Annotated in this window: 12 protein-coding genes; 5 read left to right on the plus strand and 7 right to left on the minus strand. The window is 71.0% G+C overall.

The features are described 5' to 3' along the window. Positions 1–45 precede the first annotated feature (45 nt). Both Q9R47_RS00745 and Q9R47_RS00750 read right to left on the minus strand, forming a co-directional pair. The gene (locus tag Q9R47_RS00745) at positions 46–633 is read right to left on the minus strand and encodes a hypothetical protein (RefSeq protein WP_311231346.1); all 588 of its coding nucleotides are present in this window, start codon (positions 631–633) and stop codon (positions 46–48) included. Next, positions 630–911: a DnaJ domain-containing protein gene (locus Q9R47_RS00750; RefSeq protein ID WP_311231347.1), complete on the minus strand. Its 282-nt coding sequence runs from the start codon at positions 909–911 to the stop codon at positions 630–632. The genes Q9R47_RS00745 and Q9R47_RS00750 overlap by 4 nt, the downstream gene beginning before the upstream one ends. Before the next feature lie 347 nt (positions 912–1,258). Here Q9R47_RS00750 and adh point away from each other — a divergent pair, with 347 nt between their 5' ends. The 4 genes from adh (at position 1,259) to Q9R47_RS00770 (ending at position 4,975) form a co-directional block, all read left to right on the plus strand. Beyond that, complete coding sequence (adh, locus tag Q9R47_RS00755; protein ID WP_311231348.1) at positions 1,259–2,779, plus strand: aldehyde dehydrogenase; 1,521 nt, start codon at positions 1,259–1,261, stop codon at positions 2,777–2,779. A 118-nt stretch (positions 2,780–2,897) separates the two neighbouring features. Further along, entirely contained in the window at positions 2,898–3,932 is a 1,035-nt protein-coding gene (gene adhP, locus Q9R47_RS00760; protein ID WP_311231349.1) for an alcohol dehydrogenase AdhP, read from the plus strand. A 119-nt stretch (positions 3,933–4,051) separates the two neighbouring features. Then, a complete protein-coding gene (locus tag Q9R47_RS00765; protein WP_311231350.1) occupies positions 4,052–4,489 on the plus strand; it encodes a DUF779 domain-containing protein in 438 nt (145 codons plus the stop codon). A 51-nt stretch (positions 4,490–4,540) separates the two neighbouring features. After that, a complete protein-coding gene (locus Q9R47_RS00770; RefSeq protein WP_311231351.1) occupies positions 4,541–4,975 on the plus strand; it encodes a hypothetical protein in 435 nt (144 codons plus the stop codon). Between the two features lie 75 nt (positions 4,976–5,050). Here the strand turns inward: Q9R47_RS00770 and Q9R47_RS00775 are convergent, their stop codons facing one another. From Q9R47_RS00775 to sbcB, 3 genes are all read right to left on the minus strand, one after another. Beyond that, positions 5,051–7,279: a sigma-54-dependent Fis family transcriptional regulator gene (locus tag Q9R47_RS00775; RefSeq protein WP_311231352.1), complete on the minus strand. Its 2,229-nt coding sequence runs from the start codon at positions 7,277–7,279 to the stop codon at positions 5,051–5,053. Positions 7,280–7,392: 113 nt separating this feature from the next. Further along, positions 7,393–8,280 carry an NAD-dependent protein deacetylase gene (locus tag Q9R47_RS00780; RefSeq protein WP_311231353.1) on the minus strand — a complete coding sequence of 296 codons (888 nt, stop codon included), beginning with the start codon at positions 8,278–8,280 and terminating at the stop codon, positions 7,393–7,395. Further along, positions 8,252–9,688, minus strand: a complete 1,437-nt coding sequence (gene sbcB / locus Q9R47_RS00785) for an exodeoxyribonuclease I (RefSeq protein WP_311231354.1) — start codon at positions 9,686–9,688, stop codon at positions 8,252–8,254. Before sbcB ends, Q9R47_RS00780 begins: the two co-directional genes overlap by 29 nt. Before the next feature lie 91 nt (positions 9,689–9,779). Between sbcB and Q9R47_RS00790 the strand changes: the two genes are divergently transcribed. Further along, positions 9,780–11,192: a lytic murein transglycosylase gene (locus Q9R47_RS00790; RefSeq protein ID WP_311231355.1), complete on the plus strand. Its 1,413-nt coding sequence runs from the start codon at positions 9,780–9,782 to the stop codon at positions 11,190–11,192. A gap of 66 nt (positions 11,193–11,258) precedes the next feature. Here Q9R47_RS00790 and Q9R47_RS00795 read toward each other — a convergent pair whose 3' ends face one another. Together Q9R47_RS00795 and Q9R47_RS00800 are read right to left on the minus strand one after the other, a co-directional pair. Continuing rightward, positions 11,259–11,963: an RES family NAD+ phosphorylase gene (locus tag Q9R47_RS00795; RefSeq protein WP_311231356.1), complete on the minus strand. Its 705-nt coding sequence runs from the start codon at positions 11,961–11,963 to the stop codon at positions 11,259–11,261. Further along, positions 11,956–12,630: a hypothetical protein gene (locus Q9R47_RS00800; protein WP_311231357.1), complete on the minus strand. Its 675-nt coding sequence runs from the start codon at positions 12,628–12,630 to the stop codon at positions 11,956–11,958. Before Q9R47_RS00800 ends, Q9R47_RS00795 begins: the two co-directional genes overlap by 8 nt. Positions 12,631–12,824 lie beyond the last annotated feature (194 nt).

Here is a 12,824-nt window from a genome sequence, read left to right on the forward strand (position 1 = left end):
AAAAAAAGAGGGAAAGGCAGGCGTTGGCGCAGGCGACGGACGGGGTCAGTCCTTGCGATCGAAGCCCAGGTCGGCGAGCCATTCGGCGCCGGCCTCTTCGCGGTCGGCATGCGTGCGCGGCTCGGAAGCGTCGTCCGCGCTCCAGCGTGCGGAGTCGTCGTCGCCCGCATCGGCGGCGTCGTCCCCTTCGCCGTCCGCGTCGGCGCCGTCGGCGGCCGATGCGTCACCGGCGGCCGCAGCATGGCGGGCATGCAGGCGCTGGTACTCCAGCAGCGCTGCCATGGTGAGGAAGCGCGCGCCCGAAGGCTCGGCCAGCACCACGTCGGCCAGCGGCTGGGCCCAGGATTCGAGCGCCGCCGCGCCGCCCAGGGCGGACCACTCGGGCAGGTCGGCCCCGGAGCGCGCCAGCAGCGGCTCGAGCGCCGCCGGCCGTTGGAAGCGGAAGCCCTGGTGGAAAGCCACGGCCACCATCTCGGGGCTGAAATCGATCATCTGCGCCAGGAAGGCGATCTCGCCGCGCTTCTGGGCGAGGCGCTTGCGCAGCACGTCCTTGCCCTCGGAGTCCTGGGCGAGGTCGTCCAGCTCGGCCTGGTAGGCCGAGCGCAGGTCATGGAAGAAGGGAGAGAGTTTCACGAGGAGAGAAGATTCTTGGAATAGGACTGCCAGATCTCCCGCGCCGTCTGCAGCGGGTCGTCCAGCAGGTTGCGGCGGCGGTTGTCGTCGTAGGCCTGGCGCGCCGCGTCGTCCGACAGCACCTCGTAGGCCTTCTGCACCGCGCGGAAGCGCTCGGCCGCATCCGGCGAGGGATTGCGGTCGGGATGGTAGAAGGCGGCCTTCTGGCGGAAGGCCTTCTTGACGTCGGCCAGGGTCGCGTGGGCGCCCAGCCCGAGGGCGGCGTAGTGATCGGTCATGCGCGGGATGGAAGGGGTGGGGGCGGACGGGCGCGCGGGCACCGCCCCGGAGCCCGGGGAGGCGCGGTTATACACCAAGAGCGCCCGCCGCGCCCGTGTGCGGTTTCGCGGGCCCTGGTGCGCGGCCGGGCCGCGGCAGCCGGCGAACCCGGCCGTGCGATGTGTTGCGCCACGGCACATGGGGTGTACCACGGGTGTTCCACAACGGAACACATGGAACACCTTCCGCGGGCCCGCTACGGCCCCGGGCGCCCTGCAGCGCCCTGGCATGGCGATTGCGCAATGGAAGGCACCGGGGCTGCGTGGTGCAGCCCACGGCACACATCCACCCTCAGGAGACAAGCACCATGGACATGGCAGAAATCGCCAACCTCGGCATCGCCAACCCCTACAAGAAGCAGTATGGCAACTACATCGGCGGTGCCTGGACCGCCCCGGTGGACGGCCAGTACTTCGAGAACAGCTCGCCGATCGACGGCCAGCCGTTCACCTCGGTGCCGCGTTCGAACGACAAGGACATCAACGCAGCGCTGGACGCCGCGCACAAGGCCAAGGCCGCCTGGGGCAAGACCTCGACCACCGACCGCGCCAACATCCTGCTGAAGATCGCCGACCGCATGGAAGCGAACCTGCTCACGCTCGCCGTGGCCGAGACGATCGACAACGGCAAGCCGCTGCGCGAGACCATGGCCGCGGACATCCCCCTGGCGATCGACCACTTCCGATACTTCGCGGGCGCGGTGCGCGCGCAGGAAGGCGGCATCAGCGAGATCGACCACACCACGGTGGCCTACCATTTCCACGAGCCGCTGGGCGTCGTGGGCCAGATCATTCCCTGGAACTTCCCGATCCTGATGGCCGTCTGGAAGCTCGCGCCGGCCCTGGCCGCCGGCAACTGCGTGGTGCTCAAGCCCGCCGAGCAGACGCCCGCGTCCATCCTCGTGCTGCTGGAGATGATCGGCGACCTGCTGCCCGCCGGCGTGCTGAACGTGGTCAACGGCTTCGGCCTGGAGGCCGGCAAGCCGCTGGCCAGCAGCCCGCGCATCGCCAAGATCGCCTTCACCGGCGAGACCACCACCGGCCGTCTCATCATGCAGTACGCCAGCCAGAACATCATCCCGGTGACCCTGGAGCTGGGCGGCAAGAGCCCGAACATCTTCTTCGAGGACGTGATGAGCGCCGACGACGCCTTCTTCGACAAGGCGCTGGAAGGCTTCGCGATGTTCGCGCTCAACCAGGGCGAGGTCTGCACCTGCCCGAGCCGCGCGCTCATCCAGGAATCGATCTACGAGCAATTCATGGAGCGGGCGCTCAAGCGCGTGGCCGCGATCAAGCAGGGCCACCCGCTCGACAAGGGCACGATGATCGGCGCGCAGGCCTCGCAGGAGCAGCTGGAGAAGATCCTCTCGTACCTCGACCTGGGCCGGCAGGAAGGCGCGGAATGCCTGATCGGCGGCGAACGCAATGCGCTGGAAGGCTCGCTCGCTGGCGGCTACTACGTCAAGCCCACGGTCTTCAAGGGCCACAACAAGATGCGCATCTTCCAGGAGGAGATCTTCGGCCCGGTGGTGTCCGTCGCCACCTTCAAGACCGAGGAGGAAGCGCTGGAGATCGCCAACGACACGCTCTACGGCCTGGGCGCGGGCGTGTGGAGCCGCGACGGCGCGCGCGCCTTCCGCATGGGCCGCGGCATCCAGGCCGGCCGCGTCTGGACCAACTGCTACCACGCCTACCCCGCGCATGCGGCCTTCGGCGGCTACAAGCAGTCCGGCATCGGCCGCGAGAACCACAAGATGATGCTCGACCACTACCAGCAGACCAAGAACCTGCTCGTGAGCTACAGCCCCGACAAGCTGGGCTTCTTCTGACGGCTTGACCTGCATCAGCAGCGACCGAGGGAGGGCGGCATATGGTGGAAGCCAGCCCTCCCCGTTGAGAACCTGCCCAGGTTCCGACTCTTCCGACACAAGAAAGGACTCCCATTCCATGCTTCCCAAGACCATGAAAGCCGCCGTCGTCCGCGAATTCGGCAAGCCGCTGACCATCGAAGAGGTACCGGTGCCGACGCCCGCCGATGACCAGATCCTCGTGAAGATCGAAGCCTCGGGCGTGTGCCACACCGACCTGCACGCCGCCGAGGGCGACTGGCCCGTCAAGCCCAACCCGCCGTTCATTCCCGGCCACGAAGGCGTGGGCTTCGTCGCGGCCATCGGCAAGAACGTGAAGCACGTCAAGGAAGGCGACCGCGTCGGCGTGCCCTGGCTGCATTCGGCCTGCGGCTGCTGCACCCACTGCCTGGGCGGCTGGGAGACGCTGTGCGAATCGCAGAGCAACACCGGCTACTCGGTCAACGGCGGCTTCGCCGACTATGCGCTGGCCGACCCGAATTTCGTGGGCCACCTGCCCAGGGATGTGAGCTTCGTCGACATCGCCCCGGTGCTGTGCGCGGGCGTGACGGTCTACAAGGGCCTGAAGGTGACGGACGCCAAGCCCGGCGACTGGGTGGTGATCTCCGGCATCGGCGGCCTGGGCCACATGGCGGTGCAATATGCCAAGGCCATGGGCATGAACGTCGCGGCCGTGGACGTGGAGGACGACAAGCTCGAACTCGCGAAAAAGCTGGGTGCGAGCGTCACGGTGAATGCGAAGCACACCGACCCGGCCGCCTACCTGCAGAAGGAGATCGGCGGCGCCCACGGAGCGCTGGTGACGGCCGTGTCGCCGAAGGCGTTCGAGCAGGCCCTCGGCATGGTGCGGCGCGGCGGCACGGTGTCGCTCAACGGCCTGCCGCCCGGCAACTTCCCGCTGCCGATCTTCGACATGGTGCTGCGCGGCATCACCGTGCGCGGCTCCATCGTCGGCACGCGCCTGGACCTGCAGGAATCGCTGGAATTCGCGGCCCGCGGCCAGGTGAAGGCCACCGTGGCGACCGAGAAGCTGGAGAACATCAACGACGTGTTCGCGCGCATGCACAAGGGCCAGATCCAGGGCCGCATCGTGCTGGACATGTCGGCGCACTGACGGCCGGGCCAGGCACGCCCTGCGCCCCGGCGGCAGGCGTGTGCCGCCACCGGGCGTGCGCCGCCGCCGCGCTTCGGGCACACTGCCGGAAGCGCCGATCCCATGACAGGAGACACCGCATGACGACGACGACGACCGCGCCCCCCGTTTCCGCCACGCCAGCCCCGGCCGGTGCCGCCACCCGCGTCTCCGCCACGCCCGAGGCCATCGCCCTCATCGAGCGGCTGCGGGCGCAGCACGGGCCGCTCATGTTCCACCAGTCCGGCGGCTGCTGCGACGGCAGCGCGCCGATGTGCTTCGCGCTCGGCGAGTTCATGCTCGGCGACTCGGACGTGCTGCTCGGCGAGATCGCGGGCACGCCCTTCTACATGAGCGAATCGCAGTTCGCGTACTGGGAACACACGCACCTGATCATCGATGCCGTGCCCGGCAACGGCGGCATGTTCTCCCTGGAGCGCCCCACCGGGCTGCGGTTCCTCACGCGCTCGCGGCTCTACGGGGACGAGGAGTGGGCCGCCGTCGAGGCGCTGGGGCCGCCGCAGCGCGGAGGCAGCTGAAGACGCGGCCCGGCACGCCGCTCGCAACGCGGCGAAGACGTGGCATGCTGGATGCTTTCAGAACCGTTCCGTCTCATGCGAACCTTTCTCGGACTGGCGGGCCTGGCCGTCGCATTGCTCGCGTGGGGCACTGCCATCGCCGTCTCGCACAGCGGGCTGCCGTACCTGGACAAAGACGCGGGTGCCCTGATCACCTGGGTGCTGTTCTGCCCGGCGGTGCTCTGCTTCCTGCCCTTCGCCGGCATGGCGCTGCAGCGGAATGCGGTGGCGGCGGTCTGGCTGGTGGCCGTCGCGCCCATCGCGGGCGTTGCCAATTTCTTCGTCCCTGCGTCCCTGGGCACTCCCGAACCCGATTCGCGCTGGGTGGTATGGGTGCTGTCCTTCCTCTGGGCATGCCCTGTCGGTTACGTGGGGTTGCGGTCCTTGTTTGCGTCGAGGTCAGCCAGGGAGCAGGCCCGGCGTTCGACCGACGAAGACCGGTTTTAGCAGGCCGGCAGCGCTCCACCGGGCCCGCGCGCAACGCCCGGCCTTTCGCCCCCGCCCCCGCAGGGCGTCCCCCCCTCAGTGCGCGGAAGGTGTCCCGTTCATGGCCTTGAGCCGCCGGTACACGGTATTGCGCGACACGCCGAGCGCGCGTGCCACGGCAGAAACGTTGCCGCCATGCACGGACAGCGCATGCCGCAGCGCATCCTCCACCGTCTCGTCCCACGACCGTACGGCGGACGGTGCCGGCGCTGCCGGAGCCGCGGCCGCAGCGGCGGGCGCTGCCACCTCGCGCCGCACGTGCGCCGAGTCCATCGCTTCGCCCGAGGACCCGCCGCCCGTGGGCAGCGGTGCCGCCGGGGCCGATGGGTCCTCCGCATCGAACAGATCCTCGGGCAGGTGGTCGATGTCGATCTCCTGCGCATCGCCGGCCATCAGCGCCGCCGTGCGCAGCGCGTTCGAGAGCTGGCGCAGATTGCCGGGCCAGCGGTGCGCGAGAAACAGTTCCATGGCGCGGGCCGAGACGCGCAGCGGCCCCGTGCCGCGAGGCCGCGGCCATCCGCCGGGCGCCGATGCATGCCCGGATGCGTTCGCGGCGCCTGCCGCGCGCTCGCGGTCCTGCGCCTGCAGCAGCCGCTGCACGATCACGCGCAGGTCGGTGCGCTCGCGCAGCGCCGGCAGGCGCACCACCAGCCCGTTGAGCCGGTAGTAGAGGTCGTCGCGGAACAGCCCCCGGGCCATCATGTCGCGCAGGTTGCGGTGGGTGGCGCACAGCACGTACACGTCCACGGGAATCTGCCGCGCCGATCCCAGCGGCGCCACGGTGCGCTCCTGCAGCACGCGCAGCAGCCGGGCCTGCATGGCCAGCGGCATGTCGCCGATCTCGTCCAGGAACAGCGTGCCGCCGTGCGCCTGGGCGATCTTGCCCACGCTGCCCTTGCGGCGCGCCCCCGTGAAGGCGCCCTCTTCGTAGCCGAACAACTCGGCCTCGATCAGCGTCTCCGGGATCGATGCGCAATTCACCGCCACGAACGGCCCGCGCGCACGGGGACCGTCCTGGTGGATCGCCTGAGCCAGCAGTTCCTTGCCCGTGCCCGTCTCCCCGAGGATCAGCATCGGCACATCGCTGCCCAGCACGCGCGAAACGCGGTCGAGCACCTGCGCGAGCTGCGCGTCGCCAGTGTCCAGATAGCGCAGGCCGGACATGCGGCCACCCGGCATCGCGCCCGCCGGCCGCGCCCATGGAAGCGGCACGGCCTGCCCGGGTCCGGGCTCCTGCCCGGTCCTCTGCCCCTGCCCCCGTGCCCGTTCGGGCGCCTGCCGGTCCGGCGACGGCAGCGGGCCGCGGCCCGAGACCCCGTCCGCCGCCCCGGCGGCATCGGGCATCCAGCCCAGCGCCGAGGCGCCCCTGGGCCGGAACTCCACCATCGCATTGACCACCACGCCGCCCGGCAGCGCCAGCCGCAGCGGCTGCGGCGTGGCGCTGCGGGCATGGGCCAGCAGCGCGCTCATCGGCATGCCGAAGAGCGAAGGAAAGGTCTGCGCCTGCATCGCGTTCGACGACAGGCCCAGCTGGAACTGGCCGCTGCGGTTCGCCGCGAGGAAGCGCCCTTCGGGCGTGAATGCCGCCAGGCCCTCCACCAGCGTGCCGAGGAACTCCGGCCGGGCATGGAAGCGCAGCCGCACGGCATCCTCGTAGACCTTGCCGAAGAGGTGGTTCTCCACCATGCGCGCCGACATGCGCACCAGCGCCAGCGTGTGGGCGCTCTGCTGGTGGCGGTCGCCGCTCACGTCGAGCGCGCCGATCACCTGCCCCTGCGGATCGCAGATGGGCGCGCAGGAACAGGTGAGGAACTGGTTCGCCGCCAGGAAGTGCTCGTCGCCGTTCACCTGCACCGCGTCGCCCAGTGCCAGTGCCGTGCCGATGGCGTTGGTGCCCTTGCTCTGCTCGGACCAGGTGCCCCCCGGGCGCAGCGCCACGCGCTGGGCGCGGCCCAGGAATTCCTCGTCGCCGAGCGCATGCAGCACGATGCCCTGCGCGTCGGTGAGCAGCACCATGCTCTGGGTGCCGGCGATCTGGGCGGAAAGCGTCTCCATCACCGGCACGGCATGCGCGCACAGCGCCTCGTTGCGGGCGACGGTCCAGGCCAGCGCATCGGCCGCCAGGGGCTGCAGATCGGCGGACGCGTGCCGGAGCAGCCCGAAGGAGCGGGAGCGCTCGTGCGCTTCGGCGATCACGCGGGCCGGCGGCAGCGGTACGAAGGCGGCGTGCTGTGCCGGCCCCGCACCGTTAAGGGAGCTCTGCATGGACTGTCTCCTCGGTGGCGCGGGCTCGCGTTCAGGGCGCGGCCCACTGCGTTATCCGGGCACCATAGCACCATCGGCGGGCACCGTCGCGCAAAACCGCCTGCAGCTCCGGGTCATGCGCCCGGCGAGGCTCCACCGGCCACGGCCGGGTCGTCCGCCAGGGCGCTCACCAAAGCCTCCAGCACACCGCCCACGTCGTCCTCGAGCTTGACCGCGATCAACCCGTCGGCGCGCGTCACGCCGCGGTTCACGGCGGCCACGGGCAGCCCGGCGTCCGCGGCCGCCTGCACGAATCGGAAGCCCGAATACACCATCAGCGACGATCCGGCCACGAGCAGGCCGTCGGAGCGCGCAAGCGCCGCCCGCGCGGCTTCCACGCGTTCGCGCGGCACGCTCTCGCCGAAGAACACCACGTCCGGCTTCAGCGGCCCGCCACCGCAGTGCGGGCAGGACGGCAGCGCGAACGTGGAGAAGTCGCGCCCGTCCAGGTCGGCGTCGCCGTCCGGCGCCGCGGCAGCCGTCAGCGCGGCCCAGGCCGGGTTGCGGTCCTCCAGCCAGGACTGCAGAGTGGCACGCGGCATGCGCGCCTCGCAGGCCATGCAGCGCACCGTGTCGATGCGCCCATGCAGGTCGATCACCCGCCGCTGCCCCGCGGCCCCGTGCAGGCCGTCCACGTTCTGCGTGAGCAGCATTTCCACGCGGCCCATCGCCTCCAGCGCGGCCAGGGCGCGGTGCGCCGTGCCCGGCGCGGCACCGCCCATGACGCGCCAGCCGATCATGCTGCGCGCCCAGTAGCGTCGGCGCACTGCCTCGTCGCCCATGAAGGCCTGGTAGGTGACGGGCGGAGAACGCTTCCAGGCGCCGCCCTCGTCACGGTAGTCGGGAATGCCGGAGGCCGTGCTGCAGCCGGCGCCAGTCAGCACGAAGAGCCGCGGGCAGGCGCGCGCCCAGGCCAGCAAGGCGTCCAGCCCGTCAGAAATCGGGAGCGATGCTTTCTGCATACTCGTACAGTGCTCCCAGGATCGCCTCGCCGCGCTCGTCCGCCGTCTCGCCCAGCGTGTCCAGCCGCGCGAACAGCGCGTCGAAGGTCAGGCCACCGCCCTCGCCTTCCATGAGGCGCGCCACGCGCAGCGCCTCCCAACGCTCGCGGTCCGCCCCGTCCAGCGTCTCGGGGAAATTGCGCGCACGGTAGCGCCAGGCCAGTTCCTCCAGGCGCTCGTCGTCGAAGCCCGGCCGGGCGAGCGCCAGCTCCTGCGGAGGCAGCGCGCGCAGCCGCTCCAGGCGCCGCCGGTCCTCGTTGCCGACGAAACCGCCGTACAGGTCCTGGTCCACGTCGGCCGGCCCCTCCTTGGGGCGCGCGAACACGTCCGACCAGATCGCGCTCATGTCCGGCAGCCCGCGCGCGATCTCCGCATGGGCGGCGGCGCGCTCCATGTCGATGCCCCAGCGCTGCGCCATCGCCGGCGTGAGGGTGTTGACGTTGCCCACCACCATCGGCGATTTGTTCAGGTGTACGCTCTTGACCGGCAACCGCACCACGCCTTCGGGCAGATCGGCCGTGCGCGTGAACATTCGCTCGCGGATGCGCGCGGCGTCCAGCCCGGCCAGCTCGGACGGGTCGTGCGCCAGATCCCAGGCGATCAGCTCGTTGCGGTTTGTGGGGTGGCTGGCGAGCGGCCACAGGATCCCCAGGCAGCCCCGGTCCGCCGAGAACATGCCCGACACATGCAGGAAGGGGCGCGCGGTATCGGCCGTGGCCGGCAGGCGCAGCTCCGCGGCCACGCGGTCCTTGCGGCGCAGGCCGAGCGCGAACTCGAACAGCCGCGGCTGGCGGTCGCGGATCAGCCGCGCCAGCGCGATCGTGGCGCGCACGTCCGACAGCGCATCGTGCGCGGCCTCGTGCACCAGCCCGTTGGCGCGCGACAGGTGTTCCAGCTTCAGGCTCGGCGATCCGTCCTCCTTGCGCGGCCATTCGATGCCGTCGGGGCGCAGCGCGTAGGTGAGGCGCACCACGTCCAGCAGATCCCAGCGGCCGCAGTCGTTCTGCCACTCGCGCGCATACGGGTCGATCAGGTTGCGCCAGAACATGAAGCGCGTGATCTCGTCGTCGAAGCGGATGGTGTTGTAGCCCACGCCGATCGTGCCGGGCCGGGCCAGTTCCGCCTCGATGCGGGCGGCGAACTCGTGTTCCGGCAGGCCGCGCTCCAGGCACAGCTGCGGCGTGATGCCGGTGAGCAGGCAGGACTCCGGATCGGGCAGGTAGTCCGGCGCCGGGCGGCAGTAGACCATCACCGGCTCGCCGATCTCGTTCAGGTCCGCGTCCGTGCGGATGCCCGCGAACTGCGCCGGGCGGTCGCGCCGCGGGTCCGCGCCGAAGGTTTCGTAGTCGTGCCAGAAAAACGTGTGCATGGATCGCGTCGTGGAAAAGAAAGGCTTGGCCGCAGGTAAAGCGCCAGCCCCCGAGTATGCCGGCACGGCCATGGCGCGTGACAATGGGGGGATGCAACGCAGAAACACGACGCCCGCCTCCGCCCTCCGTCCGTCCTCGCGCACTGCCGCCGCGCCGCCGCGGCCCTGGTGGCCCCTTGCCGGGGCCGGCCTGCTCGGCGCCCTGCTGGCCGGCTGCGCCTCCGCCCCGCCCGCCGCGCCCGGCGTGGTCTCCACGGGCGCGCCTGCCGGCAGCGCCCCGACCGCGCCGGCACCTGCCACGCCGGCGGTTCCCGTTCCCGTTCCGGGCGCGCAGGGCGCCACGCCGGCAGATACGGTGCCCCAAGCCTCCGCAGAGGCCGAGAAGGCCGGTTTCGCGCAGTGGCTCGCCACCTTCCGCCAGGAGGCCCTGCAGGCCGGCATCCGCCCGGCCACCGTCGCCGCCGCGCTGGACAGCGCCGAGTGGCTGCCCCGCGTGATCGAGCTGGACCGGTCCCAGCCCGAGTTCACGCGCACGCCCTGGGCCTACCTGGACAGCGCCGTCTCCGACGCGCGCCTCCAGCGCGGCCGCGCCGTCCTCGGCGAGCAGCGCGGCGCGCTCGATGCCGCGTCGGCCCGCTATGGCGTGCCCGCGGAGGTCATCACCGCCATCTGGGGCATGGAGAGCAACTACGGCTCCAACTTCGGCAGCTTCCGCACCGTGGACGCGCTCGCCACCCTCGCCTACGAAGGCCGGCGGCGCGACTGGGCGCGGGGCGAACTGCTGGCCGCGCTGCGCATCATCGACCAGGGCGACATCGCCGCCGACCGCATGATCGGCTCCTGGGCCGGCGCCATGGGCCATACCCAGTTCCTGCCTTCCGTGTTCCTGGGCTACGCGGTGGACGCCGACGGCGACGGCCACCGCGACATCTGGGGCAGCGTGCCGGACGTCGCCGCCTCCACCGCCAACTTCCTCTCGCGCATGGGCTGGCAGCCCGGCCAGCCCTGGGGCGTGGAAGTGCGCCTGCCGCAGGGCTTCGACTACGAGCGAGCGGAACTCGCCGTGCGCCATCCGTCCACCCAATGGGCGGTCGAAGGCGTGCAGTCCATCGACGGCCAGCCGCTGCCCGCGCTGGACGGCGCCTCCATCCTGGTGCCCGCCGGCGTGCGCGGCCCGGCCTTCATGGTGGGGCCGAACTTCCGCGTGCTGCTGCGCTACAACAACTCCACCAACTACGCCCTGGGCGTGGGCCTGCTCGCGCGCCAGCTCACGGGCGGCCCCGGCGTGACCGCGCCCTGGCCGCGCGATCTGCAGCCGCTCACGCGCACCCAGACGCGCGAACTGCAGAATGCGCTGAACGCGCGCGGCTTCGCGGCCGGCACCGCCGACGGCGTCATGGGCCCGTCCACGCGCGCCGGCCTGCGCCGCTTCCAGCAGAGCGCCGGGCTGGTGGCGGACGGGTACCCCACGCTGGAGCTGCTGCAGCGGCTGCAGGCGCCCTGAAGCACACGCGGCGCCCGGCGGTGCGGGAGCGGTCCGCCCGGGTCCGCGCCCGCCAGCGGACCGGTCTCACTGCCTGCCGGGAACGATATGGACGCCGATCCGCTCCGCGAGATCGAGCACGGCTTCATAGGTCGCCGCATCCCCGTGCAGGCTGCGCGATGCGCCCTGCGGCTGCAGCGCGCCTTCCGGAACGCGGTCGCCGAACAGCAGGAAGGCCCGCGCGGAGTCGTCCTGCCGGGAGATCCACGACAGCCCCTGCGCCAGCGGGCACTGCCGGTGGATCGCCCGCGCCCATTCGCGGGTTCTCGGGTACTGGTCCTTTTCGGTGTCGATGAGCTGCTTGCGCGTGACGCCCAGCCTGCGCAGGGCCACGCTGGAGAGGTCGGCCAGCTGCAGGCCCTGGCGTACTGCCACGGTCGAGTGCCATTGGTCCGACAGCTTGCTCTTGTCGAAGGTCTTGGTGCCCGCCGTGTGGGGAACGTCGTGGAAGACGGTTTCCATCAGCGCGCAATCCCGTGTGGTGCCGGCATACAGGGTCGGGACCGGCCGGCCCTGGTCGTCCCGGAGGGGACTGAACCGCGCATTTCCTTGGACCCCTGGGTTGAACTGGACCGCGCCGTATTGCGCCAGATGCACCCGGTGCAGGAGCTGCCCTGCCGGTAGCCCGATGAGTCGAAGCTGTAGCGCGTGCGCAGGCTCCGGGGTGATCGCCGCCGTGGAGAGGCCCTCGGGCACTGCCGGCTCCGAAGCGCCGGCCGGCGCCTCAGCCATGCGCAATGTCCTGCACCTCGTCCCGGGCTGCCTCGATCACCCTCTCGGGCTCCGTGGCGAGCAGGTCCTGCGGGCGTTGGCCCCCGAGGAAGCCGTTGTCGGAGTGGAACCAGTAGGCCATGCCCCAGCCGTCCTTGTGCCCGCCGAACGCCTCGATCACCTTCGCCAGTGCCTTCACCGGCCGGAACTGGCTGCCGGGGTCCAGCCCAAAGCCGGGAAAATAATCCACGCCGTTGTGGTGGATGGCGAAGATCGCTCCCTGCCGCTTCCACTTGTTCGGCTGGGTACTCGGGTTGACGCGGCTCAGGCCGGCCAGCTCGGCGATCTGGGCCGCGGTGAGCCAGTCGCCGCTGTCCAGCACCGCCCTGCGCGCCTTCACCCACATGGCGGCTTCCTTGAGCAGCCGGGGCGCCACGGGCGCACGAGGCACCAGCACCTCGGCGAGGCGCTCCAGGGATTCGTTGTCGTGCCGCTGCAGCAGCACATCGAACATCGAAGAGGCGACGCTGCTGACGTTCGCTGCCAGGGTTTCGAACACGGACCCATCGATCTTGTCGAAAGCGAGCACGAGCACCTGGTCCGCATGCGACCGGCCGAGGCGGGCCTGCACTTCCTTGGGGGTGCCACCCCAGGTGGCGACGCCCGTGCGGTCTTCGGCAACCTTCATGGCCCACTCCAGGAATATATGAATGATCAAAATTTACCATATCCACCATAGCCCTTCAAGCCATGCCTCGACGTGCCGAGAGGGTTTCGTCCCGGCCGGACCGGGCGGCCCGCAATCCGCCGGGCCAAAATGCTGGACGAAAAAAAGCCCGCAGACCCCAAGGGGGCTGCGGGCTCGGCGCGGTGCCGCAGGGC

Source organism: Acidovorax sp. PRC11 (assembly GCF_031844105.1).
In the GTDB taxonomy this organism is placed as follows: Bacteria; Pseudomonadota; Gammaproteobacteria; order Burkholderiales; family Burkholderiaceae_C; genus Paracidovorax.